Here is a 24,496-nt window from a genome sequence, read left to right as displayed (position 1 = left end):
TGCTGAGATAATAAGGATGCTTATTCAAGCTCAATTTACATTTATGCCTATAGCTATAAAGATAATTCTATTGATATTTTATTTTTTCGTTTTTTAAACTGTGAAGTGCCAGATAAACTATAAGCCGGGTTCTGTCATTTAAACCTATCATTTGTCTAGGCTTAAGATCACTCTTAAGCTCAAGCAACTAACCCTGATGACTAGCCAAGGACGGCTTTTAGTTTTGCAACAATGTCATCTCTACTTAGTCTTGCTCCCAGTGGGGTTTTCCAGCGTTCATTGTTACCAATAGAACCGGTGTGCTCTTACCACACCTTTTCACCCTTGCCATGTTATGGCGGTTTATTTTCTGTGGCACTCTCCCTAGGGTTTCCCCCGCCAGGCATTACCTGGCACTGTGTCCTTGTAGAGCCCGGACTTTCCTCTTTAAAAAAATTTAAAGCGATAAGTCATTTATCTGGCCTCATAAACTTATTATTAAACTTTAAAATTACAAGATAAATTAATTAAGCTTTTTTATTAAGTTTTCGCTTATTAATAAACATTCTTTATCAATTTTGCCATTTACTAGTTCTTGTCTAAATCTCCTCTGAAATGCAAATGTGATAATTTTATTATATTTATTTTCATTTATTTTTAAACTTCTGGGATAACCAATTTTGAAAAGATTGTTTGTAAATTTTGATTTCAATGGATTTGAAATATTTAATCCTCTTTCTTTTTTTATGTTGTTTTGTTTCAAATCATGCCAAATTCCAATTTTATTTTTTGATAAAAATTCCCATGGAAATTTCTCACCAGGGTCCGTCTTTCTCTCAGGTGCTATATCTGAATGACCTAATATTGATTTTGAATTAATTTTATACTTTTTAACTAAATACTTTGTCAGCTTTATTAATGAGGAAATTTGTTTTTTTGAAAATTCTTTGTATTTAAATTCATGACCAGGATTGGTTATTTCTATTCCAATAGAATTTTTGTTTAAAGATTTATATTTTTTCCAACTAGAGATTCCTGCATGCCAAGCCTGATAATTTTCAGGTACCATTTTTATAATATCTCCATTATTTTTAATTAAATAATGACAACTAACTTTAGAGTTTTGATCTAATAATTTGTCTATTGCTTTTTTTTCAGATTTCATTCCAGTGTAGTGAAAAACTATGAATTTTATCTCACTTATTTTTCTTCTTTTAGGATCAAAATTTGGAGAATAATTTAGTATTATTTTCATACTCAATTTGGGTACAAATTTAGGCTATTTATTAACAATTTATCGTCACTTTTGAAATTTAATTCTACTTTAATATTAAATTTTATATAATATAAATTCGCATGTTAAAAAAACTGAACATCATACTATTTTCTCTATTCTTAATTGCATTTAATGCTAATGCAGGTTCTGATGGTGAGCTAACTTTAAATAACAATAAATCTGAAACTCAAGATACAAAAGATTGTTTTGAGAAGCTTAATAGAGCAACATTTTCATTTAACCAAGGTCTTGATAAGGCAGTAATTAAACCGATAGCCAAAGGGTATAGAAAATTGCCAGATAAAGTTCAAAAAGGAACTAGCAACGCTGTAAAAAATTTATCTAACTTAGTAACTATACCGAATAATGTTTTGCAAGGTGATATTAAAACTGCGATTATAAATACCGCTCGATTAGCAGTTAATACAACTGTTGGATTATTAGGAACCATCGATGTAGCAAACAAGATGGGTTTTCCTAAATATGAAAAAGAGGATTATGGGCAAACTCTTGGTAAATGGGGCTTCGGCCCAGGTTGTTATTTAGTGCTTCCAGTTCTGGGTCCCTCTACTGTTAGAGACACGACAGGATCTTTTGCAAATATAATGGGTGGAGATCCTTGGTACAATGCCTCAGTACATGGAAACAATGAGTTTTTAAGTGAGGGAGCTTATATTGCTTCAAAAGCAATCACTGGAATTGAATTTAGAGCAAACAATATTGAATCTTTTGAAAACCTTGAAAAAAATTCTATAGATTTTTATGCATCTGTCAGAAGTTTATACTTACAGGATAGGGAAAATAAAATTAACAACGTTCAACGAGGAAACGTAGAAGTCATATATGAAGATGATGATGACTGGGAAGAAATTGAAACAAATAAATAACTAATCTAAAAATATGAAGAAAATAATTATCTTATTATTGTTATTAAACTTTAATATTACAAACTCTTTATCTATGGAGGCAGATGTTTTTGTGCAGTCGACGGTAAATAGAGCTGCTGAAACTCTTGGTGGTGGCCTAACAAAAGAAGAAAGAATGGATGAATTAAAAAAAATTGCATTAGAGACTGTTGATATTAGAGGTATAGGTTTTTATTCATTAGGGTCACACAGAAAAAACGCATCTGATGATCAAAAAATTGAGTATGAAATAGCATTTAGAGAATATTTTTTACAAAGTTTTTCAAGTAGATTGGCTGAATATTCTAATCCAATAATAAATGTTGATTCAAAAAATAAAATTAATGAAAACTATACAATAGTTTCAAGTACACTCGCTGCTACAGATAAAAGACCTGCTGTTAAAATAGATTGGAGAGTGTACACTAAAAACAAAGATCAACCTTTAATTAGAGATCTAATTATTGAAGGTCTGAGTTTGGCTAGAACCCAAAAAGAAGAATTCAACTCTATTATCCTGAGTGCGGATGGTGATATCAATGCATTAATTTTAAAACTAAAAGAGTTTTCAAATAGTTAATTGGTTTGAAAATTACAACCAAATCAATATTATTAATTTCAGCGTTAACCTCTTCGGCTTTTTTAATTTATGCTTTGTATAAAGGTATAATTTTATACTTTGTTAATGAAGCATTAGAAGATACTTTTGTAGGTGGTAGCACCTCTAATATTTCAATTATTTTGTGGTTTATAATTTCAGGAATTTTAATGCTTATAACTTCCATGTTTCTTTTTTTTTTAAAAATAAAAGATTTAAAAAGTCAAAAAATTATTGTTATAGGTCTAATATTCTTTTGGTTTACAGTCTCTTTTTTTTCAATATTCATCACTTTTTCAAATTTCTTGATTACATTACTTACATCTTCAATTGGAATTATTTCATTTTTAGCTTCAAAAAATCTTAAAAAAGAAATTATTGCTGAATTAAATAAAAAGGGCTTAACTGAAAAAGAAATATATCTTTTGCAAAAACTTGCTGGAATATCAAAAAAATAAATTTGGTGGGCCCGCCAGGACTCGAACCTGGGACCAATACATTATGAGTGTACTGCTCTAACCAACTGAGCTACAGGCCCAAAACATTTGTTAGTTATATCATTTTTATCAAGTTATCAATTAAAGATAACTCAATAATGGTGGGCCGTGTTGGTTACGCTCCAACTACCCCTGCAATGTCAATGCAGTACTCTACTATTGAGCTAACGGCCCAATCTAACTTTCTAAGAAACTTTTTAGTTGTTTAGATCTACTTGGGTGCTTTAATTTTCTAAGAGCCTTTGCCTCGATCTGCCTAATTCTTTCTCTTGTTACAGAAAACTGCAAACCTACTTCCTCTAAAGTATGATCGGTATTCATACCTACACCAAATCTCATTCTTAATACTCTTTCCTCTCTTGGAGTTAAGGTAGATAAAATTTTTGTAGTTGCCTCTCCAAGGTTAGATTTAATTGCTTGCTCTAATGGAGCTAAAGCTTTTGTATCTTCGATAAAGTCTCCTAAACTACTATCTTCTTCGTCACCAACTGGTTTCTCAAGAGAAACTGGTTCTTTAGAAATTTTTAATACTTTTCTAACTTTGTCTAACGGCATTCTTAATTTTTGTGCCAACTCTTCTGGAGTTGCTTCTCTTCCAAACTCACTAAGTATTAATCTCTGAGTTCTTACAATTTTATTTATAGTTTCAATCATATGAACAGGTATACGGATTGTTCTTGCTTGGTCTGCAATTGATCTAGTAATTGCTTGTCTGATCCACCAAGTTGCATATGTAGAAAATTTATACCCTCTTCTATACTCAAATTTATCAACTGCTTTCATTAATCCAATATTACCCTCTTGAATCAAATCTAAAAATTGTAATCCTCTATTTGTATATTTTTTTGCTATTGAAATTACCAATCTAAGATTAGCTTCAACCATTTCTTTTTTTGCTATTCTAGATTCTTTTTCACCTTTTTGAATTCTACTTACTAATTTTTTAAAATCGGTCACTGAAATTCCAAGTTTGTGACTAATTTCAATAAGTCTTTCTCTGATATTTTTAAATTCGTCTTTATTTTTTGCAAAAAATTGCTTCCAAACTAAATTTGTATCTAAAAATTTTTTAAGATTTGGATTTATTTCATTGCCAACATAAAATTTAATAAATTCATTTCTTGGTATTTTTTGATCCATTGCAAGTCTTAAAAGATTTCCTTCTAAAGAAATAATTTTTTTATTCTCAACATAATGTTTTTGAACGAGTTCTTCTAAAACAGACGGAGAAAGCTGAAGTGATTTAATATTTTCTAAAATATCATTTACAATTTTTTCGTAGCCTTTTTCCTTTGCAGGTGTAAAGTTTTGAGAGTTTAAAACACAATCTAACTTTTCTTTCTGATACTTAATTAGTTTTGTATATTCTTTAGTTAATGTATTTACTGTTTTTAGTACTTTAGGTTTAATTTCTGTCTCCATTGCTGCAAGAGTAGGATTGAAATCGTCATCTTCATCTGAAGAACCGTCTTCTTTATCTGTTTCACCAGCATTTTTTTGTTTAGCGCTTGGTCCTGTTGACTCATCTTCCATATAGTTTGTATCGATATCTATAATTTCTCTAACTAATATTTCATCTTTTTGAAGTTTTTCATTCCACTCAAAAAATTGTTGTGCTGTTATCGGACTTTGTGATAATGCAATTAACATTACATCTTTTCCAGCCTCTATTCTTTTTGCAATTGCAATTTCACCTTCTCTTGAAAGTAACTCAACACCTCCCATTTCTCGAAGATACATTCTGATAGGGTCGTCACTTTTCTCGATTGTTTTGCCTTCTTCCTTATTTGAATTTTCTTTTTTTCTTAGTACTTTAAAATCTGATTTTTTTTCAACTAATGAAATATTTTCATCTAAGATATGGATAAAAGCTTGAGCAAGATTTTCGTCTGATAAATTTCTTTTACCTAAAGATTTGCTTAATTCTTCGTAAGTTATAAAGCCTCTATGGGTTCCACGACCCATTAATCTAGCAAATGATTTTGTAATAATTCTTTCCACAGCGATAAAGTTGAAAGTCTTATATAATGTCAAATCTGTAAAAATCCATTACAAATTTGTCCAGATTAATTAAGATTCTGCTTTTTTTTGAGCTCTTTTAGCTCATTAAATGTGCTCTCGCTCATATCTACTGAGAACTTCGATTCTAATTCTTGAATTCTAAACTCAAGATCATAATTCATTAAATCTCGTGAAATATCTTCAAGTAATTCAATAATTTTATTTTCATCTTCAGAATTATTTTTTAAAATATATTTTATCGGTGCAAATTTGTTTATTTTTTCAATTATCTGACCATCCAAATTTAAGTCCTGAACAGCTATTTGATTTTTAGATTTTAAAACTTCAATTATTTCTTTAAAGATTTTTTTATTAAATTCAGTAAATAATTTAATATTTTCAATTAAATGAATATTTGATTGCATTAAATTCAAATTATTAATTACCAAGTAAATTAAGGAAAATTCTTTAAGCTCAACTCCAGATAAAGATTGGCTTTCGTTATAATACTTCTTTGTAGCATCTAAAGATTTAGTTGGTTTTTTGTAATTTTTTTTATTTTTTTGATTTGAATGAGGTGTTAATTCTGCAATTTTCTCTAAAAAATATTCTAATACATATTTTTTTATATAATCATCCTTAATAGTATTTGCTACATCTCTTAATCTTTTTTCGAAAATAGCCATAGAAGAAGGGTTGTTTTCAGTTTGTTTTTTGTAGTGACTAAAAATAAATTGATGAATTGACAATTTAGATTGTTTGGTAAATTCTATGAAATTAGCTTTTCCATTTTTATTCACATAACTGTCAGGGTCTTCTTTATTTGGTAAAAATAAAAATGAAATTTGTTTTTCAGGTTTTAATTCTTTAATTGAATTTTCCGCTGCTCTTAAAGCTGCTTTATAACCACTTTCATCACCATCAAAACAAATGATGATGTCATCAAAAAATTGGTTAAGAATTTGAATTTGTTTATCAGTTAGTGAAGTACCAAGATTTGCAACAGCATTATCAATTCCATTTTTACTTAACCCAACAACATCCATATAACCTTCAACCAAATAAATGTGATCTAATTTATTTGATAATTTTCTAGCTATATCTAGATTATATAAATTTGATCCTTTTTTAAAAAATAAAGTTTCAGGTGAGTTAATATATTTAGCAAGATAATCTAGGTTTTCTATTATTCTTCCACCTAAAGCAATTGGTTGACCAGTTATATTGTTAATTGGAAAAATTAATCTTCCTCTAAATCTTTCGACATAAATTTTCTTTTTTTCATCTAAATAAAATAATCCCGTTTCAACTAAGATTTGTTCACTATATTTATTTTTTAATTGTTCAAAAATATTTGGATTTTTTTCCACATATCCCATTTTGAATTTTTTTACGTCTTCTTTACTTAAAGATCGATTTTTTAAATATTCTCTAGCATTTGAATATTGTTCATTTTTAATTAATTCATTATGATAAAAATCAACATATTCATTAAAGATTAATTTATATTCATTCCACTTTTTTTCTCTTTCTTCATCTTTTTTTGAAAACAAATATGGTTGCATACCTGCTAATTGAGCTAAATGTTTAACTGCTTCACCAAATTTTAAATTTTGGGTTTTCATAATAAAATCAAAAATATTTCCATGTTCTGAGGTAGCAAAACAATGATAAAATTCTTTTTCATCATTAACTGTAAATGAAGGTGTTTTTTCGTTTTTAAATGGAGATAGTCCTACAAATTCTTTACCTCTTTTTTTTAATGAAACTGTTTTTGAAACAACCGTTGATACTTTCAACCGTGTCTTAATTTCATCTAAATACTCTTTGGGGTATTTCATTAAGTATTTAATAATTCCTTGATTATTGATCCAGCTTTAGAAAAATCAATTTCATCAGAATGAGATTTCTTTAACTCACCCATTATTTTGCCCATATCTTTAATAGAACTAGCACCCAACTTGGCTATTAATTCAGCGCATAATTTTTTAGTGTCTTCTTCACTCATTTGCTTAGGCAAGAAACTAGTTAAAATTTCATATTCATTCTGCTCAACTTCTAATAAATCCGTTCTGTTATTTTTTTCATAAATCTCAATAGATTCGGCTCTTTGTTTAACCATTTTTTTAAGCAGCTTTTTTATATCCTCATCATCTGTGTCTTTTTTGTTGGGACCAGAACGGTTGGCAATGTCTAAATCTTTAATAGAAGATAAAATTAACCTGTAGGTTGATATTTTATTTTTATCTTTTGATTTTAGAGCATTTTTATATTCGTTTTCTATAGTGTTCTTTAATGACATAATTTTTTTAATCTACTTCAAAGAAAAAATTGTTCAAAAGAAAAATTGTTTTTTTACAATTTTATAATACATCTCTGTTGCGATAATAAAGCAATTATTGTATTAACCTTTAACTCATGAGTTGTAATTGATCAAAAATTCAAAAAAAATAAACTCAAAAAATAATCATCAAATTAATACAGGCGTTTTAGTTCTTGAAAATAAGAAGGTATTTAAAGGAATAGGTATTGGCTACGAAGGAGAGGCAACTGGAGAAGTGTGCTTTAATACTTCTTTAACAGGTTATCAGGAAATAGTCTCAGATCCTTCTTATGCAGGGCAAATTATTAATTTTACATTTCCCCACATTGGGAATGTAGGCACTAACAAAGAAGATGTAGAGTCTGATAAAATATGGACTAAGGGAGTAATTTTTAATTCAGAAATAACTGATCCATCAAACTATAGAGCTTTTTTGCATCTAGATGCATGGCTTAAGAAAAATAAAATTGTTGGTTTAACTGGTCTCGATACTAGAAGTTTAACTAATTTTATTAGAGACAAAGGAGCACCAAAAGGAACGATTGCTTTCTCAAAAAAACAAAAATTCAATCTAAGCAAATTAACAAATACTACTTTAAAATGGAGTGGATTAAAAAATCTAGATCTTGCTAAAGAAGTATCAACTCCAAAAAATTATATTTGGAAAGGTTTTAAAACTTGGAAAAAGAAAGATGGATTTGTAAAAAATAAAAAAAATCAATTTCATGTTGTTGCAATAGATTATGGAATCAAAAAAAATATTTTAAGATATTTTTCTGATTTTAATTGCAAAGTGACGGTTGTACATTGCAAAACATCTGCTGAAAAAATTTTAAGTCTTAAACCAAATGGAATATTTTTATCAAACGGTCCTGGAGATCCAGCTGCTACAGGAAAGTATGCAATAAATATAATTAAAAACCTTATTAAAAAAAATATTCCAATATTTGGCATTTGTTTGGGTCACCAGATTCTTGCTTTAGCACTTGGTGGTAAAACAAAAAAAATGAAGTTAGGTCATAGAGGTGCAAATCATCCTGTAAAAAATTTAATTCATGACAATGTAGAGATTACTAGTCAAAACCATGGCTTTGAAGTTGTTAAAGAAACTTTACCGAAAAATATTGAAGTCACTCATAAATCATTATTTGATAATAGCATTGAGGGTATTAAGTTAAAAAATAAACCAGTATTTTCAGTTCAATATCACCCAGAGTCTAACCCTGGACCACAAGATAGTGTCTATTTATTTAAAGAATTTATTAACAATATGAAAAAAAATGCCAAAAAGAAAAGATCTTAAAAAAATATTAGTAGTAGGTGCTGGTCCAATTATTATTGGCCAAGCATGTGAGTTTGATTATTCAGGAACACAAGCTTGTAAAGCTTTAAAAGATGAAGGTTATAAAGTTGTTTTAATTAATTCTAACCCTGCAACAATTATGACTGATCCTGATGTTGCAGATAAAACTTACATAGAGCCTATCACATTAGAAGTTCTAGAGAAAATTCTTATAAAAGAAAAACCAGATGCAGTTCTTCCAACAATGGGAGGCCAAACTGCTCTTAATCTTGCAATGGAGGCAGAGAAAAAAGGGATATTAAAAAAATACAAAATAGAGCTTATTGGTGCAAATTCTAAAGCAATTTCTAATGCTGAAGATCGAAAGAAATTTAGAAAAAATATGATTGATATTGGTTTAGATTTACCAAAATCTGAAATTGTTAATAATATCAATCAAGCTTCTAAAGTTCTTAATAAAATTGGTTTGCCTGCAATCATAAGACCTGCATTTACCCTAGGTGGTCTAGGTGGTGGAATAGCAAAGAATAAAAAAGAATATCTTAAAATTATAAAAAATGGATTACACGAGTCGCCAGTTAGCCAGGTTCTTGTAGAAGAGTGTTTAGAGGGTTGGAAAGAATTTGAGATGGAAGTTGTAAGAGATAAAAAAGACAACTGTATCATCATTTGCTCAATAGAAAATATTGATCCAATGGGAATTCACACAGGAGACTCTGTAACTGTTGCTCCAGCTTTAACTCTTACTGATAAAGAATATCAAGTTATGAGAAATGCCTCTATCGCATGTTTAAGAAAAATTGGAGTTGAGACAGGTGGATCCAATGTTCAATTTGCTATCAATCCAAAAAATGGACGGATGGTTGTTATTGAAATGAATCCAAGAGTATCTAGATCATCAGCACTTGCATCTAAAGCAACTGGTTTCCCAATCGCTAAAGTTGCTGCCAAACTTGCTGTTGGCTACACTTTAGACGAACTTAAAAATGAGATTACAAAAGTAACACCTGCTTCTTTTGAACCAAGTATTGATTATGTAGTAACTAAAATACCAAGGTTTACTTTTGAAAAATTTTCTACCTCGCCAGCAACTTTAGGTACTTCAATGAAATCTGTTGGAGAAGCAATGGCTATTGGAAGAAACTTCAAGGAGTCTGTGCAAAAAGCATTGGTGTCTTTAGAAACTGGTTTTTCTGGTTTAGATCAAATATTTAATCTAAATAAAAAACAAATCGAAAAAAAACTTAAAGAACATATTCCAAATAAAATGCTTCTTGTTGCTGAGGCCTTTAGAAAAAAAATCAATTTAAAAAGAGTTTACAGATTATCTAAAATTGATCCTTGGTTCTTAGGACAAATTAAAGAGATTGTTGATAACGAGTTAGTTATTAAAAAAAGAGGTCTTCCAAAAGATTATAATGAATTTAATAGAATTAAATCTATTGGTTTTTCAGACAAAAAATTAGCAGAGCTTACTAATTCCTCAGAAGATACAGTAAGAAGAAAAAGAACCGCTCTAAAAGTGCTTCCTGTATATAAAAAAGTTGATACCTGTGCTGCTGAATTTAAATCATTTACGCCTTATATGTACTCAACTTATCAAAGAAATTTTTCAATAAGTACTGAGTGTGAGGCAGATCCTTCAAATAAAAAGAAAATAATAATTTTAGGTGGTGGACCTAATAGAATAGGCCAAGGAATTGAGTTTGATTATTGCTGTTGTCAGGCAAGTTTTTCATTAAAAGATGCAGGTTTTGAAACCATCATGGTTAATTGCAACCCTGAAACTGTATCTACTGATTATGATACGAGTGATCGGTTATATTTTGAACCTTTGAAAGAAGAGTATGTATTTAACATTATTAAAAAAGAGCAAGAAAAAGGAAATCTAATAGGTGTAATTGCTCAATTTGGTGGACAAACTCCGATTAAGCTTGCTAAATTTTTAAATGATAACAAACTTCCAATTTTAGGGACACAATATAACTCAATAGATTTAGCAGAAGATAGAGATCAATTTAGAAATTTATTAATTAAATTAAATTTAAAACAAGCAGATAGTGGAATTGCAAAAACATTTAAAGAGGCAATTAAGATATCTGAAAAAATTGGTTTACCACTAGTGGTAAGACCTTCATATGTTTTAGGTGGAAGAGCAATGGAAATTGTTCATGAAAAAAGTCAATTAAAAAACTTTGTTGAAGAAGCATTTAAAGCTGCGGAAGAAAATCCAATTCTAATAGATAAATTTCTAGATCACGCAATGGAAGTTGATGTGGATGCTATTTCTGATGGTAATGATGTTTATGTAGCTGGTATAATGCAACATATTGAAGAGGCAGGAATTCATTCTGGGGACTCAGCATGTAGTTTGCCACCAGTATCTATTAAACCATATCTAATTAAAGAAATTGAAAACCAAACAAAAAAACTTGCATTAGCACTTAAAGTTAAAGGCTTTATGAATATTCAATATGCAATCAAGAAAGATGAAATTTACATTATTGAAGTAAATCCTCGTGCTAGTCGAACTGTTCCTTTTGTATCAAAAGCAAGAGGAGTTCCACTTGCAAAAATAGCATCAAGAATAATGGCAGGAGAAAAACTTTCTAAATTTAATCTTAAAGATAAATCAAAAGGAATGTATGCAGTAAAAGAGGCTGTATTTCCTTTTAATAAATTTCCAAATAGCGATTTACTCTTAGGACCTGAAATGAAGTCTACAGGTGAAGTAATGGGATTTGATAAAGATTTTGGAATGGCTTTTGCTAAAAGTCAGATTGCTGCAGCCAACTCACTTCCAAAAGAAGGTCTTGCATTTATATCTTTAAAAGACTCTCATAAAGATGAAGGTATTGATCTTGCTCAAGAACTGATAAAGCTTAACTTCAAATTATGTGCAACAAAAGGTACTGCAGAATATATACAAAAACATGGTATGAAATGTGAAATTATAAACAAAGTAAGCAGTGGTAGTCCTCACATTGTAGATGTATTAGATTCAAATAAAATTGCACTTGTTATTAATACAGGTGGTGGAAACAGTGAACACAGATTAAATGATGCTATTGCATTAAGAAGAGCAACTCTTAAAAATAAAGTTCCATATTGTACAAACATGTCCACTGCTTTAGCATGTTTAGAAGCAATTAAATCTTTAAAAACTAAAAAGCTAGAAGTTCAAGCTATTCAATAAATAGCTATAGAAAAATTATATATTAAGCTTAGATAATAATATAAATTTTATTTTAAATAAAACCCAATTTGGGTAAAAGATCATCTCATGCATTTACAAAATTACAAAATAATCGAAGATTTAGTAGCTTCAATATATACAAAAGATATATCCGACTTTGGTGACAGATCTTATTATCCTCAAATATTAAAATTAGTAAGCAGAATTAATTTAAAAAATTTCACAAATGAAAACTTAATTTGTGAAGATATGGTGTTTTGTTCTACTTCAAATGGAGCAAGTATTAATTTAATTTCAAGAAGTCTTGGGCTTCCAAGGGAAACTGTTAGAAGAAAAGTTTCAGAATTAATCAAATTAAATTGGTTAATTAGAGACAATTCAAAAATTTATGTTTCTCAAGAATGGAGAAAAAAAAATTTAGAAAATAATGAGATTATTCTCAAAGAATTAATTGAGCTTTCTAGAAAAATTTAAATTATGAATAATATTCAACATATAATTTTAAAAAATAAAAAAATAAATGATGTAGTAGTGCCTAAAGCTTATTTAGAGAATAATGAATATAACGCTAAGTTAAGTTATGAAGAAATGATTAATAAGATTAATGGGGAAAAGAAGAAAAAGAAAAAACTAATCTATTTTGTATCGACTGTTTCTGCAATCGCATTAATTGCTGCAAGCTACTCTTAGGCTTAATTATTTAAATTAAATTCAATATTTATCATCAGCAATAACATTTAAGTTTAATGATTTTGTTGACTACTTGTTTACTCTGATTATATTAAAATCATGAGTTATCCAGAAAAAACTGAAAATGACGTGCTGATAATTACAGTCAGCGGTGAAATAGATCTAGAAAATTCAGGAAACTTAAGACAACAAGTGCATGGAGCTTTAGATGATAATAAAGCTGTGTCAGTTGATATGAGCGCTGTAAATTACATTGATAGTTCAGGAATTGCAGTATTGATTGAAAGCAAACAAAGAGCTGGTGAAGGAAGTAAAGAATTTAAATTAGTCAAACCTAGCGAAGCTGTAGTTTCAGTTTTAAAACTTGCTAAACTAACAAGTTTTTTTGATATTGAAAATTAATTTTTAACTAATATCTAAAATTTACCTATAGATTCAGAATAAAGTTGCAACGATTAAAGCAAGTAAAGTAATTAATATAATAAATACCGCTGCACTTCCCAAATCTTTAATTTTTTTAATATCAGCATCATATTGTTTTGTTATTTTATTGCATAATATCTCTATAGCAGAATTAATAATTTCTAATGCCAATAAAGTTACATAAGTAACAAAAATTATTAATTTAAATAAAATTTCAATATCTATAAAAACAAGGTATGGTATTAAAAATAACCCTAAAATTAATTCAAGAATAAAAGAATTTTCCTTACAAGCGACATTTAATCCATTAATTGAATTTTTAAGATTAAAGAAAAGTTTTTTTACCATTTCATAAATGACACTATCATATTTTAAATATATTTGTCTTTATTGTTAATTTGTAGATCTGCCTCTAATTGAACTTAAGAAATTTTAATAAATTTAAATAAATTTTTTTTAAAGTTTAGCAATTTTTTGCGCGAGAAATATGACTTAAATAACTTCTAAATTTTATATTATTGGTTCCTAAATCATTAGTGTTTTCACTTTTTTTTTTATTAATAATTTCCAAAAAGATAGTACCATAAAGAGGCCAGGATTTTTTAATTTCTTTACCGTTCTCATCCAAAGGATTTAATTCATGGTACCAATATTTCCTATTAACATTATATAAAGTTTTTATGCCTAAAAATTCATCTTCAATAATTTTTCTTTCAACTACAGAATTTTTTGATGAATAATTTTTAAAATACGAAACCCATTCATCAAAAATTTTTGGATTTTTACCAAAAAGATTAGCTTTTAGATCTGATGATATGTAGTAATCTAATACAGAATTATTGCAGCTATTAAACATTAATTCAATTTCATCTGTTAAAGGATCTCCGTTAATATCTAGAAATTCATATTTGACACCTTTACACAAAACTTGAATATTTTTTTCATTTTTATACCTAGAGATATCATCACTCACAGTATCAACCTTAATTTTCCCCTTTATCTCCATTTTTTCACCGTATAGTACCGAACATTCATTTTTTAAATTCGTTAATAAATACTCAAAGGTGTCTGCTACTTTTGAACCAATATACATATTTAAATTTGATAATGGTTTATATCCTGCAAAAATTGCTATTGCCTCATCGTCTGCAGCTTTTTTAGCTTCAGATTTTTCTTGTGTGAAAATAATAAAAAATGAAAATAAGATTAAAATACCTAAAGTTGAAAAAACAAAAATTTTTTTCATTAGAGTGTACTATAATATAAAACAAACATATTATGCTTACTAACTAATCTATCTTTTACTTTCAATAGAAATTATATATTTTTGAACAAAATAGATTGCAGATTTAAAATTTAAATATAAACAAACAAATTATAATGAATTTAACTAAAAAAGATATTGTCAGTTTGCTGATATTGTTTTTAAGCTTTTTTATAATTACGCTCACATTTTGGATTACTAAAACTTTTGGTAAAAATGTTTATTATGTAGAAATTTTATACAATATTCATATCGGATATGAAGGTTTTAAAAACTCACCAAATAAATATAAAATAGAGTTTGCCTTATACACATTTTTACCAGCTATTATTATAGCTTTTATAACTTTACTATTTAATAAAAAATTAAATATTTTATTGAAAATTAATGAAGAACAAAAAAATTTATGGATTAATAAATATAAAAATTTTATTAAAAAAATTTTTTTTAATAAATTTTTAAAAATATCATTATTCAATTCTTATATACTTTTGTTTTACTGTTCGTTATTTTTTGTTCTTCAATTTGGATTTTTCGAATATTTTGAAAAAAGTGCTCGTTATGAAGATTATCCAAATCTTTACAAAAACCCTTATACAATCAAATACAATGAACCAAAAAAAAAGAAAAATTTAATATTATTTTATGTTGAGTCGCTTGAATATAATATTAGCAAATTGTCTAATAATAATAAATCTGATCCTCTTAAGCCCTTCAACGAGATTAAGGGAAAAAATGTTTATGATTTTAAGCATGCACCTTCTACAAATTTTAGTATTGCAGGGGTTGTGGCTAGTCAATGCTCAGTCCCTTTTGTTGTAGTGGTAAATACTAACATGGAAAAACTTCCTAAAGAAAAATTATATTGTTTGAGTGATGTATTGGCCAAACAGAATTATGAACAAGTGTTTTATATCTCTGTTGATCAACAATTCCAGAGTTTTGGACCTTTTAAAGAAAGACACGGTTTTAAAGTTAATGATGCTAACATAATCAAAAAGGATTTTAGAACAATTGAAAAACCCTCAAACAAAATGGCTTGGGGAGGAGGTGTTTATGATAGCACCTTATTAAATCATGCAAAAAAAGAAATAATTAAAACTTACAATTCAGGAAAAAATTTTAATTTTACAATCATTAATACCGACACTCACCATCCATTTGGTTATTCTCCTGAGTGTATAATAGGAGATATAAGTTCAGAAAGCTTACAAGCATACGAAGCTTATAAATGTTCCGGAACTTTAATTAAAAAATTTTTTGATGACTTGGATAGTTTGGGTATATTGGATGAAACTTTAGTTGTTATTTTAGGGGATCATTTAGCTTTTAGAGACCTTATTGGATACTTAAGTAAAGAGGATGAGAGAAATATTTATTTTAAGACTAATTCAAACAAGAAAATTAACAGAGATAAAATCAATCATTTTGATATAGCGCCTACTATTTTAGACGGCCTAGGGATTTTACCAAAAAATAACAAGCAGTTTGGTTTTGGTGTGTCATTATTTGAGGATAAAAAAAATTTTGATTATGATCAGCATTACAATTTAGTAATGAGACCAGATATTCTAAGTAATTTTTATATGAGACGTCTATTGAAATTTGTACCACCCGCAAGGACAGATGGTCAAGATCCTGGTCCAAACGCCACAATGATATTAACAATTGATTAATAATAAATTTAATTAAAAATTAAACAATATTTAAGTAAAACTTTATTATCTTATAATTTTCTTTAAAGAAAGTTTTGTAACTAATCTTATAATTTTTCGCAAAGTTTATTTTTTCGTAAACATTAAAAACTTCATTTAATTTAATTTTGTCTTCATCAGAAAGTAACTTAAAAAGTTCTTGATGGGTAAGAGTTTTATTGTAAATTTTTTTTTTATTTTTTATTTTTTTAAACAAAGTTGAATAAAATAATTTTTTATTTAACAAAATTTGAATAGGTTTTATCAATAGCAAAGTGCAAATGAAAATAAATAGATAAAATGAGTTAAACTTCACATTCTCTAAAGTATTTTTTATCAATTCATTTCTAGATTGTTGATTATATTCTTGGAATTTATTTGTCCAAATATAATCAAAGTAATCGTAATATAACTTAATCATATTTGATTTAAAAAAATCATTTTCTTTAACTAAATTTTGAGATTGTGAACTATTTGAGGATACGTTGTTAAAGCTAATAATATTAATTTGAGGAATAACTTGTGTAGGATCATATCTAATCCAGCCCTTCTCTTCAATGTAACTTTCAACCCATGTATGCGCATCAGATTGTTTAAAAGTATAAAAATTTCCTAATTCGTTATAAGTTCCCCCCATATAACCACTTACCAATCTTGTAGGAATATTCTGCAATCTTGCAAGAATAGCAAACATGCCAGCATAATATTCACAGTAACCTGTTTTAGTATCAAAGAAAAATTTCTCATAATTATTTGAATTATCTATATTCGGACTTAATGAATAAAAATATTCACCATTAGAAAAATGTTCCATTAGTTTATTTAAATATTCTTCATCAGAAGAAGAGCTATTTTTAATATTTAAAGACCAATCAAATAGTTTTTCAGAAAATGTATTTGGCAGTTTTCTATAAAAATCTTGAAGGTCATCATTTAAATTAATTTGAAAATTAGTAGGTTTTATAAAATAAGGAGTTTTTTTATCAATTTTTTCAGATGTGTTAGCTGTTCCATTTAAGAAATTGTTTTTTACTAATTTGTTATCAAAATAAAAATTATTCAATATAGGTAGCCAAGTTTTGTCATTAGGATAAACAATTAATTTTGAATTTATACTTTCTGAACTAAGTTTTTTTATAATTGAAAAGCTATCTTTGTAATTGTTGTTAAACACTTCATTTGGAGCTGGGACCCAAGATCTCTCCAGGTTCAATAAATCAAATACTTTTACTCTAAAATATATAAGTTTATCAGCTTTATCTTCTAGAGTGTCGTAGATAAAAACCTTATCATTATTGTTGGATATTTGGCTAAAAGAACCTAGCTCGATTTGATCTGGAATTCCTAAATTATTTTTTGCAGTTTCAAATAATTTAATTTTTATTTCGTAACGAGGAAATATAAAATAAGTGATACCAATTATTGATAATGCAATAATACCAATTAATAAATACTTTCCTATGTATTTTAAATTAAGTTGAATTGCTCTTTGTTGATTTATTGAATAAAGATGAAAAATTGATAGCAGCATTAATAAAATTGAATTAGCTGAACTTAAGAAATCTTGACCATAGATTAGTGAGGTTACTGATAAAAAAATTATTGTAAAATTAAAGAAATAATAATCGTTTTTATTTTTAGCTTCAGAAAATTTAATAAATATTAACAATAAAACTGTATTTAAAAAAAATTCTTTCGACAGTGTCTGATCATTTAATTTAAATTGGATATAAATAGCTAACAATCCAACTATGTAAGAAAAAAAATTCTTAAACTTGTACTGATAAAAATTTTGAAATATTGAAAAACCTAAAACTAATATAAATAAAATTTGATTATAAAAATTCACATTAAACAAAAGTGTGGTAATAGAAAACACTAAAAGCAAATATGAGTTAATTTTAGGGTTTAGAAGATTAAATCTAGACATTAGTAATAAATTTTAGCAACTCATTTTTATGTGTTAAAGATTTAGAATAATTAGATGTAAAATTTTTATATTTTAAAGCAAATTTTTTTTTTTGATTATAGAAATATTCTATTAAGTAAGAAGCATACGAAAGAGACAATTCAAAATTTGAACTTTCAAGCTTCTCTATATCAATCAAAATTTGGTCATTATTATCAATTCTTAAAAATTTTTTTATAAATAGTTTTTTCATAGTTGAATAATGCCTCCATGAAATCCTAGATAAATTTTCAGTTTCTTTTTGCTCCTCTATAGTTTCAAATTCATAATCAATATCATTTTTTAAATTTTGTTTTTCTAATCTGCTAATTAGGAAACTAGGTGGTTTAATAGGCTCTGGATAAATAAATAGTTTTTGTTTAAGTTTTACAGTACCAAATGCCTTAATGATCCCAAATGGAAATACTGATTCTAATTTAATTTGAGGCATGTCTTGAACACCTCTTTTTTTAAAAAAATATTTTATATTAATCTCCTTGCCGCTACTTAAATCAAAATTTTGTAATTTTTCTTTATCTAAAAGAAAATTAAGATTTAATCTGTCTTTTTTGTTCAGCGTTTGAATAAAGAAACTTAAATACACATTTTTGTTATTTGGGACTAAGTAATTTATTGGATCAATCCTGATTGAAACTAAATTTTGATAAGAAATAATAATAGAAATAAAATAAATTATGAAAAGAATAATTGAAATTAAAAGTCCAACATTATTTTGATAAAATATTGAAGAAGCAAAGGCAAAAAATATAAATACTGCCAGTTTAAATCCATTAAGATTTGGAAAAATATATAAGTTTTTTTTAGTTAATAAATTTTTATGAAATTCAGAATTTTTTTCTAATTTTTTTTTTATAAACTTTTTCCACTTTTCAAAAATCATCAGAAATATTTATTTTTTTTAATATCTCTTGATCTATAAAATTAACAACATACTTTTTCTCTATAGTATTAATTCTATGTTTCAATACATATGGAATAATATCTTTAACATCTTGTATGGTTACATAATCTTTTTCATTCAATATTGCTAATGATTTTGAAATCGCAACTATTTGTTTCAAGCACCTTGATGATATATGAACTTCTGAAAAATTTGAGTTAAGAAATTGTTTAACTTCTTGAATATATTTATAAACATTATCATTGATGTTTATTTCTTGAAGAGAGCTTAAATCCTTAAAATCAAATTGATTATTTCTTTTTATATCTAAATTATTTTCATTTTTTAAAAGAGTAAGTTGTTGCTGATCAGATAATTCATCTAAGGAAAAAGAGATCATAAATCTGTCTAATTGAGACTCAGGCAGCAAAGATGTACCTGATAAATCTGAAGGATTTTGCGTTGCAATTACAATAAACGGATCGGGTAAAGTAAATGTTTCTCTATCTATTGTGACCGACTTTTCTTCCATGGCCTCTAGAAAAGCACTTTGTGTTTTTGGGCTAGCCCTATTTAATTCATCGGCTAAAACTATGTTTGTAAAAATTGGTCCCTTCTTAACTTCAAATTTATCATTTTTTAAAAAATTAAAACCTAAAATATCACTTGGTAAGAGATCTGATGTAAATTGTATTCTTTTAAAATCTAAATTAAGTGCAGCGGTAATAGATTTTGCAAAAGTAGTTTTTCCAGTTCCGGGAAGATCTTCAATTAATATATGCCCACCAGATAATATTGCTGCTAATGAAATTTTAATATTTTGATCATTTCCAACAATATCCTTTTTAATACTTTTAATAATTTCTTTAAACATAAAACTTATTTATAAAAAAATTTCATCCTAAATTAATAGTAATGCCAAATAAAGGCAGGCGGCAAATTTTTGAGCACAAAATGTCTGTCATGATTCTTAAAATTAACTTTTTTAAATTGATCGAAAAATTTATAGCCCAATATAATAAACCAATCTAGTTGACCATTTTTAATATGTTCATTAATTAAATTAGTTAAGTCAATTGTTGTTTGATTTTTTATAAGTGGTATTGAAGTGAATAATCCATATTTATCTCTATAATTTTTAAGAAAATCTATTCCACAGCTATTTACAATATTGGAGCTAGGGTACGTATTTCTTAATAATTTAACAAAATCTATATCTCTCTCAACTATTGTTAAATCTTTATTTTGTATAAATCTTGATAAACTTCCGGTGCCACCCCCTATCTCTACAACATTTTTTATCTTAGTTTTATTTATAATATTAGAAATTTTCTTTGCAGAATTTTCAGAAGATTCCACAATAGCTCCAATATTTCTTGGATCTTTTAAAAATTTCTTAAATATTAAATTCATTTAATATATGAACTTTTCTCAAATTCATGTCTGTACAAAAGAATTATAAAATTTTTAATTGAACTAAACTTAAATGGTACTGTTAAAGTATCATCTTTTTTTTCAATTATATAAAATCCTGATTCTTCCAATCCTTCGCCTACATTCATCGCATCTATAAAACTGTGGTGAGAAATTACTTTATTATGAGCAGATAAAATTATATTTTTATTCTTTTTTATTTCTAAATCTAAAACAGCTTCTTTTAATTTTTCTCCAATTTTGTTCCTATCTAGAGGATGAAATGCTGTATAATGCAAAAGACCAGAGAATATTTTATCTATTTTATTAAATGCAAACAATGCTGTTTCAACAGCTCTACACGAGGGACTGCTAATAACTTCACTTATTTCAATATTGGCATGTGAAAAAGCTTCATTAATTAATTTAGACTCCTCAATACCTTTTTGTGTTAAACAAGTTGCCTTATCCCAAGAAAAATTTCTAGCGTTATACTTATTAAACAATTCATAAGCATCAAAACCTTCAACTGAATTATTCCATTTTTCTCTTTCGGAATGCCTAAATAGAAGAATTAAACCTCCCTCTTTAACTCTTTCTGTCCAATAAATTTTCTCTAAAGTATCTTTATCTAAATCAGTACTTATATTTTTTGATTTAAGAAAGTTAAGAATTTCGTTCGAAATTTTGTATGAAGTATCACTACCGTTGGTTTTATTGACACTAATTTTTACTATAGAATAATTATTTCTAAATTCTTGAAGAACAACATAAGTCAAGGAAGTGCTCACTAATAAAACTAAGAATATTAGAATAACTTTCGTTTTATTTAATTTATGAACCATTTATAATTTCTCTGATATGGTATTCTGTAAAAAAAAACCCCTTCATTTAATTTTAATAAAGGGGTTTTTAAAACTTTAAAAATTAAATTATTTTAATTCAAATAATTTTCCTTTTTCATCTCCAGATGTACCCTCTGTATCATCTGCAGTTGCGTAAGTTATAATAAAGTGACCTTTTGTTTCTGATGCCGTTGTTGCTTTTGCAGAAGTAAGCTCTGTCGCTGTAAGTCCTGCTCGAGAACCGGCTGTAAAAAAGGCGATGTTAATGTGTCCTTTTTCAAGAGCTGATGCGTTTTTATTATATACTACTTGACTTGCTCCAGCAGGATCGTACGGGTTTTTGAATACATTTCCATATCCTGAAGTATCAAAATAGCAAACAGCACCATTAAGGAATTTACCAATATTTTTATCAGAAGCTTCACTATCGTATTTAGTAGTGGAGCCTGCACAGTTAGTAGAAAAGCTATTAATTGCACCTGAAACAGTTTGAATATTATTATTTAATAATGTTAACTCTGTTTCCATAAATCTTTTAACTGAATTGAAATTAGCAATGGCTACTCTCTCTTTTGCTGAATCTGTGTAACTTTGATAGCCTACAACACCAACTCCAGCTAATACACCGATAATTGCTACAACAACAAGTAATTCAACTAGTGAAAAACCTTTTTGTAATGTTTTTTTCATTTATATACCTTTTTTTCTTTAATTATTTAAATAATATTTGAACTAGGTATATTAATTTTTTATTTTTAAGTCAAAGAAAGAATTATCTACATACTTTTGATATATAATATTTCTATATATATTGCTATAATTACACAAAAAACCTATAGTTTTTTTTAATATTTCGCAAGTTACTCATTAAGCAATTTTTTTGCTACATTTTCTATAGAACTTTCATTTTCCTTAATCCAATCTCTGGATTTTTTTGTCACTATTCCTTTTACGTATTTTTTTGCGTCAAAAAGATTGCTAAATTTTTTTATAGGTTTTTTTGCTTCCTTACTTATGTTGGTAGATTGAATTTTATCTAAAATACTTTTAATTTCATAATTTGAAAGTTGATCTTTTAAAAGCTTAAACTGTTTTTCTATTTCATTTTGGATATTTGGATAAAGTTCCTCCTTCATCTGATCTTGAATTAATTTTAATGTTTCATCCTTTGTTTCATGATCTTGATTTCTTTGTTTCATATTATTTTGCAATATAGAATGACTATTTTGTAATTCTGATGAATGATACATTTGAAGCATTCTCATATTTTGCAAATCTATAACCTTGGAAATTTGATCAAACTTTTCCTGAAGTTTTTCAGATTCACTTTTATTTTTTTGTTTTTCTTCTATTTGATTTATTATTTCAGGCTCAAGATTTTGAATTTTTTGATTTATTTGATCTATTTTTTCAGCTGCTTCGTTTCTATAAGTCGATAAATTATCTAAAGTCTCTTCAATTTTATTTTGAAGATTATTTAATGTATTTTCAATCTTTAAATTATAATCTTTTAAATCTTTTATTTTTTCATCAAGTTGTTTTTCAATATTTAAATTTTCAGTGATTTTTTGCGGGTTATTTAATTGATTGACATTATCATCTATTTTGTTTGAAATTGAGCTGATATTATTTTGAATGTCATCAAACTGATTATTTAATTTACCAATTTGATCCTCTAAATTCGCAAAATTTTTGTTTGCTTCATCTTCGTATTTTTCAAACTCTTGATGATAATTATCATTAATATTGTTAAGTTTATTCTCTAAATTTTCTTCAGATCTAGTAAGCGCTTCAGTTAATTTTAAGTCAAGCTCGTCATTAAATTTTTCAGAAAAAATATTTTTTTGATTTAATAACTCATCTAATTTCTCTGAAAGCTCAGAACTATTTAAATCTAAATCATTTATTTTAGCGTTTAACATTTCTAATTGCTCGTTAGAAAATGTCTGAAGATTTGTAATTTCTTCTTTGACCACTTCATCATTTAATGTTTTTTCATAATTATTATCTTGATTACTTGTAACACTTTCAGCCACTTCTTTTGTTAGATTGACTATGTCATCTACTTCCTCAATCAAATCAATTATTTTTTGATCATTAGTGTTTGAAACTTCATCTTTAAGTTCAATTATACCGTCGTCAAGATTGCCAAAGTTAGACAAATCATTATTAGCTTCATCAATGTCACTTAAATTTTGTTCAACAACTTCGTTGTTTAGGAAGATTATTTTATTATTGCTATTTGCTTGTCTTGATTTTGATTGAAAAGATGTTTCCTTAGAAGAAGAAATAACAACGGTTTTATCAGTACCTGTAGACGACATTTTTGTTTCTATGTCATCTTTGAGATCAATTACCTGCTCATTGAAAATTTTCTTAAGCTTTTGAACATAAAGTTGTTTAGATAGTTTAAGTTTTTTATCTTTTAATAATTCGAGCCTAATTTCATCAAGAGTTTTTTTGATGTAAATTGGGGTTTTTTTCATATAATAAATTTTAAGAACGAATCATTTGCAGTTTATCAAATCTATAAATGATAGTAAAAAATTTATAATGTTTGGATTGGGAAAAAATAAATCAAAAGTTATTGAAGACGAATCAATTAAAGATAAATCAAAATTTGTTGTAGTAGGTTTTACTGTAATGCTTTTTGCCTTATTGGCATTTTTAATTGCCGAAATTTATACTTCAATTCAACTTTCAAAACAAAATAAACTTTTAGCTAATACCGGAAATATCCAACAAGAGTCTGACAATATTATTATTAAAATGGCCAAAATTGGAAAAGAAGTAAATGAAAGTGAGTATGAATATATTAAGGAGATAATGAAATTTATGTCTCCAACTGAATTTCAAAATTTCAAAAATTCAATTTCGGGAATGGCGAGTGAATTTAATGTGCAAATTAATAGTTTAAATGAAAGTGAGAGTGATAAACTGGGAAAAAATTATTCAATTAATTACATTGAGTACCAATTCTTAAGTACTTATCAAAACTTAACATATTTTAAAAATAAAATTGCAGAGAGTGATTTTAAAATAAATATTATTGATGAAAATATTTCTAGAGAAAATGCTAACTCTGAAAAAATAATAGCTCAAGGAAAAATTGGGGTCTATGTTTTTCCTGGTAAAGAAAAATTACTGAAAGATAAATCAAAAATTATAGAAAAATTCAAAGCAGAAGAGGAAAAATTAGCTACAAAAAGCAACGCTGAGATTGAAAATTAATATTAGATT

At 27.0% G+C, this 24,496-nt stretch carries 23 protein-coding genes, 2 tRNA genes and 1 other RNA gene; 10 read left to right on the top strand and 16 right to left on the bottom strand.

The window, feature by feature from the left end; translation table 11 throughout:
• Nucleotides 1-104: 104 nt before the first annotated feature.
• An RNA gene (gene rnpB, locus ACTTA4_RS05240) (RNase P RNA component class A) lies at nucleotides 105-461 on the bottom strand.
• 41 nt (nucleotides 462-502) lie between these two features.
• Complete coding sequence (locus tag ACTTA4_RS05235) at nucleotides 503-1,234, bottom strand: N-acetylmuramoyl-L-alanine amidase (RefSeq protein WP_440633822.1); 732 nt, start codon at nucleotides 1,232-1,234, stop codon at nucleotides 503-505.
• A gap of 101 nt (nucleotides 1,235-1,335) precedes the next feature.
• Between ACTTA4_RS05235 and ACTTA4_RS05230 the strand changes: the two genes are divergently transcribed.
• Genes ACTTA4_RS05230 through ACTTA4_RS05220 form a run of 3 tightly spaced genes read left to right on the top strand, consistent with a single transcriptional unit; the run spans nucleotide 1,336 to nucleotide 3,216 of the window.
• On the top strand, nucleotides 1,336-2,142 hold the full coding sequence (locus ACTTA4_RS05230; protein ID WP_440633821.1) for an MlaA family lipoprotein: 807 nt from the start codon (nucleotides 1,336-1,338) through the stop codon (nucleotides 2,140-2,142).
• Nucleotides 2,143-2,155: 13 nt separating this feature from the next.
• Entirely contained in the window at nucleotides 2,156-2,740 is a 585-nt protein-coding gene (locus ACTTA4_RS05225) for an MlaC/ttg2D family ABC transporter substrate-binding protein (RefSeq protein ID WP_440633820.1), read from the top strand.
• Between the two features lie 5 nt (nucleotides 2,741-2,745).
• The gene (locus tag ACTTA4_RS05220; protein WP_440633819.1) at nucleotides 2,746-3,216 is read left to right on the top strand and encodes a hypothetical protein; all 471 of its coding nucleotides are present in this window, start codon (nucleotides 2,746-2,748) and stop codon (nucleotides 3,214-3,216) included.
• Between the two features lie 3 nt (nucleotides 3,217-3,219).
• Here ACTTA4_RS05220 and ACTTA4_RS05215 read toward each other — a convergent pair.
• The 5 genes from ACTTA4_RS05215 to ACTTA4_RS05195 all read right to left on the bottom strand — a co-directional run bounded on the left by ACTTA4_RS05215 (nucleotide 3,220) and on the right by ACTTA4_RS05195 (nucleotide 7,558).
• Nucleotides 3,220-3,296 (bottom strand) — tRNA-Ile (locus ACTTA4_RS05215).
• 58 nt (nucleotides 3,297-3,354) lie between these two features.
• Nucleotides 3,355-3,429: transfer RNA gene (locus ACTTA4_RS05210), tRNA-Val, on the bottom strand.
• A gap of 3 nt (nucleotides 3,430-3,432) precedes the next feature.
• A complete protein-coding gene (gene rpoD, locus ACTTA4_RS05205) occupies nucleotides 3,433-5,256 on the bottom strand; it encodes an RNA polymerase sigma factor RpoD (protein WP_440633818.1) in 1,824 nt (607 codons plus the stop codon).
• A 65-nt stretch (nucleotides 5,257-5,321) separates the two neighbouring features.
• A complete protein-coding gene (gene dnaG, locus ACTTA4_RS05200; protein WP_440633817.1) occupies nucleotides 5,322-7,097 on the bottom strand; it encodes a DNA primase in 1,776 nt (591 codons plus the stop codon).
• Nucleotides 7,097-7,558 carry a GatB/YqeY domain-containing protein gene (locus ACTTA4_RS05195; protein ID WP_440633816.1) on the bottom strand — a complete coding sequence of 154 codons (462 nt, stop codon included), beginning with the start codon at nucleotides 7,556-7,558 and terminating at the stop codon, nucleotides 7,097-7,099. The genes dnaG and ACTTA4_RS05195 overlap by 1 nt, the downstream gene beginning before the upstream one ends.
• Before the next feature lie 127 nt (nucleotides 7,559-7,685).
• Between ACTTA4_RS05195 and carA the strand changes: the two genes are divergently transcribed.
• From carA to ACTTA4_RS05170, 5 genes are all read left to right on the top strand, one after another.
• On the top strand, nucleotides 7,686-8,882 hold the full coding sequence (gene carA / locus ACTTA4_RS05190; RefSeq protein ID WP_440633815.1) for a glutamine-hydrolyzing carbamoyl-phosphate synthase small subunit: 1,197 nt from the start codon (nucleotides 7,686-7,688) through the stop codon (nucleotides 8,880-8,882).
• The gene (gene carB, locus ACTTA4_RS05185; protein WP_440633814.1) at nucleotides 8,860-12,078 is read left to right on the top strand and encodes a carbamoyl-phosphate synthase large subunit; all 3,219 of its coding nucleotides are present in this window, start codon (nucleotides 8,860-8,862) and stop codon (nucleotides 12,076-12,078) included. The genes carA and carB overlap by 23 nt, the downstream gene beginning before the upstream one ends.
• A gap of 87 nt (nucleotides 12,079-12,165) precedes the next feature.
• Nucleotides 12,166-12,552, top strand: coding sequence for a hypothetical protein (locus ACTTA4_RS05180; protein ID WP_440633813.1), 387 nt, complete (start codon nucleotides 12,166-12,168; stop codon nucleotides 12,550-12,552).
• A gap of 3 nt (nucleotides 12,553-12,555) precedes the next feature.
• A complete protein-coding gene (locus ACTTA4_RS05175; RefSeq protein ID WP_440633812.1) occupies nucleotides 12,556-12,768 on the top strand; it encodes a hypothetical protein in 213 nt (70 codons plus the stop codon).
• Nucleotides 12,769-12,867: 99 nt separating this feature from the next.
• On the top strand, nucleotides 12,868-13,170 hold the full coding sequence (locus tag ACTTA4_RS05170) for an STAS domain-containing protein (protein WP_440633811.1): 303 nt from the start codon (nucleotides 12,868-12,870) through the stop codon (nucleotides 13,168-13,170).
• A gap of 33 nt (nucleotides 13,171-13,203) precedes the next feature.
• Here ACTTA4_RS05170 and ACTTA4_RS05165 read toward each other — a convergent pair whose 3' ends face one another.
• Both ACTTA4_RS05165 and ACTTA4_RS05160 read right to left on the bottom strand, forming a co-directional pair.
• Nucleotides 13,204-13,539: a diacylglycerol kinase gene (locus ACTTA4_RS05165; protein WP_440633810.1), complete on the bottom strand. Its 336-nt coding sequence runs from the start codon at nucleotides 13,537-13,539 to the stop codon at nucleotides 13,204-13,206.
• A gap of 115 nt (nucleotides 13,540-13,654) precedes the next feature.
• A complete protein-coding gene (locus ACTTA4_RS05160; RefSeq protein WP_440633809.1) occupies nucleotides 13,655-14,437 on the bottom strand; it encodes a hypothetical protein in 783 nt (260 codons plus the stop codon).
• A gap of 134 nt (nucleotides 14,438-14,571) precedes the next feature.
• On the opposite strand from ACTTA4_RS05160, the gene ACTTA4_RS05155 reads away from it, so the two are divergent.
• Nucleotides 14,572-16,131 (top strand): sulfatase-like hydrolase/transferase, encoded by a 1,560-nt coding sequence (locus tag ACTTA4_RS05155; protein ID WP_440633808.1) that lies wholly within the window; start codon nucleotides 14,572-14,574, stop codon nucleotides 16,129-16,131.
• A 19-nt stretch (nucleotides 16,132-16,150) separates the two neighbouring features.
• On the opposite strand, the gene ACTTA4_RS05150 is transcribed toward ACTTA4_RS05155, so the two are convergent.
• The 7 genes from ACTTA4_RS05150 to ACTTA4_RS05120 form a co-directional block, all read right to left on the bottom strand.
• Nucleotides 16,151-18,079, bottom strand: coding sequence for a transglutaminase family protein (locus tag ACTTA4_RS05150; RefSeq protein WP_440633807.1), 1,929 nt, complete (start codon nucleotides 18,077-18,079; stop codon nucleotides 16,151-16,153).
• Entirely contained in the window at nucleotides 18,072-18,998 is a 927-nt protein-coding gene (locus tag ACTTA4_RS05145) for a hypothetical protein (RefSeq protein WP_440633806.1), read from the bottom strand. The genes ACTTA4_RS05150 and ACTTA4_RS05145 overlap by 8 nt, the downstream gene beginning before the upstream one ends.
• Nucleotides 18,988-19,872, bottom strand: a complete 885-nt coding sequence (locus tag ACTTA4_RS05140) for an AAA family ATPase (RefSeq protein ID WP_440633805.1) — start codon at nucleotides 19,870-19,872, stop codon at nucleotides 18,988-18,990. Before ACTTA4_RS05140 ends, ACTTA4_RS05145 begins: the two co-directional genes overlap by 11 nt.
• Nucleotides 19,873-19,904: 32 nt before the next feature.
• Entirely contained in the window at nucleotides 19,905-20,411 is a 507-nt protein-coding gene (locus tag ACTTA4_RS05135) for an rRNA adenine N-6-methyltransferase family protein (RefSeq protein ID WP_440633804.1), read from the bottom strand.
• Complete coding sequence (locus ACTTA4_RS05130; RefSeq protein ID WP_440633803.1) at nucleotides 20,408-21,256, bottom strand: hypothetical protein; 849 nt, start codon at nucleotides 21,254-21,256, stop codon at nucleotides 20,408-20,410. The genes ACTTA4_RS05135 and ACTTA4_RS05130 overlap by 4 nt, the downstream gene beginning before the upstream one ends.
• Nucleotides 21,257-21,343: 87 nt before the next feature.
• Nucleotides 21,344-21,946: a type IV pilin protein gene (locus tag ACTTA4_RS05125; RefSeq protein ID WP_440633802.1), complete on the bottom strand. Its 603-nt coding sequence runs from the start codon at nucleotides 21,944-21,946 to the stop codon at nucleotides 21,344-21,346.
• 170 nt (nucleotides 21,947-22,116) lie between these two features.
• Nucleotides 22,117-23,742 (bottom strand): hypothetical protein, encoded by a 1,626-nt coding sequence (locus ACTTA4_RS05120; RefSeq protein ID WP_440633801.1) that lies wholly within the window; start codon nucleotides 23,740-23,742, stop codon nucleotides 22,117-22,119.
• A gap of 67 nt (nucleotides 23,743-23,809) precedes the next feature.
• On the opposite strand from ACTTA4_RS05120, the gene ACTTA4_RS05115 reads away from it, so the two are divergent.
• Nucleotides 23,810-24,487: a hypothetical protein gene (locus ACTTA4_RS05115; RefSeq protein WP_440633800.1), complete on the top strand. Its 678-nt coding sequence runs from the start codon at nucleotides 23,810-23,812 to the stop codon at nucleotides 24,485-24,487.
• Nucleotides 24,488-24,496: the final 9 nt, after the last annotated feature.

Origin of the sequence: Candidatus Pelagibacter sp. HIMB1485 (assembly GCF_052048055.1) — a bacterium.
Taxonomy (GTDB): Bacteria; Pseudomonadota; Alphaproteobacteria; order Pelagibacterales; family Pelagibacteraceae; genus Pelagibacter.
Note: the sequence above shows the minus strand (reverse complement) of the source record. Positions and strands in the feature narration are given on the sequence as shown.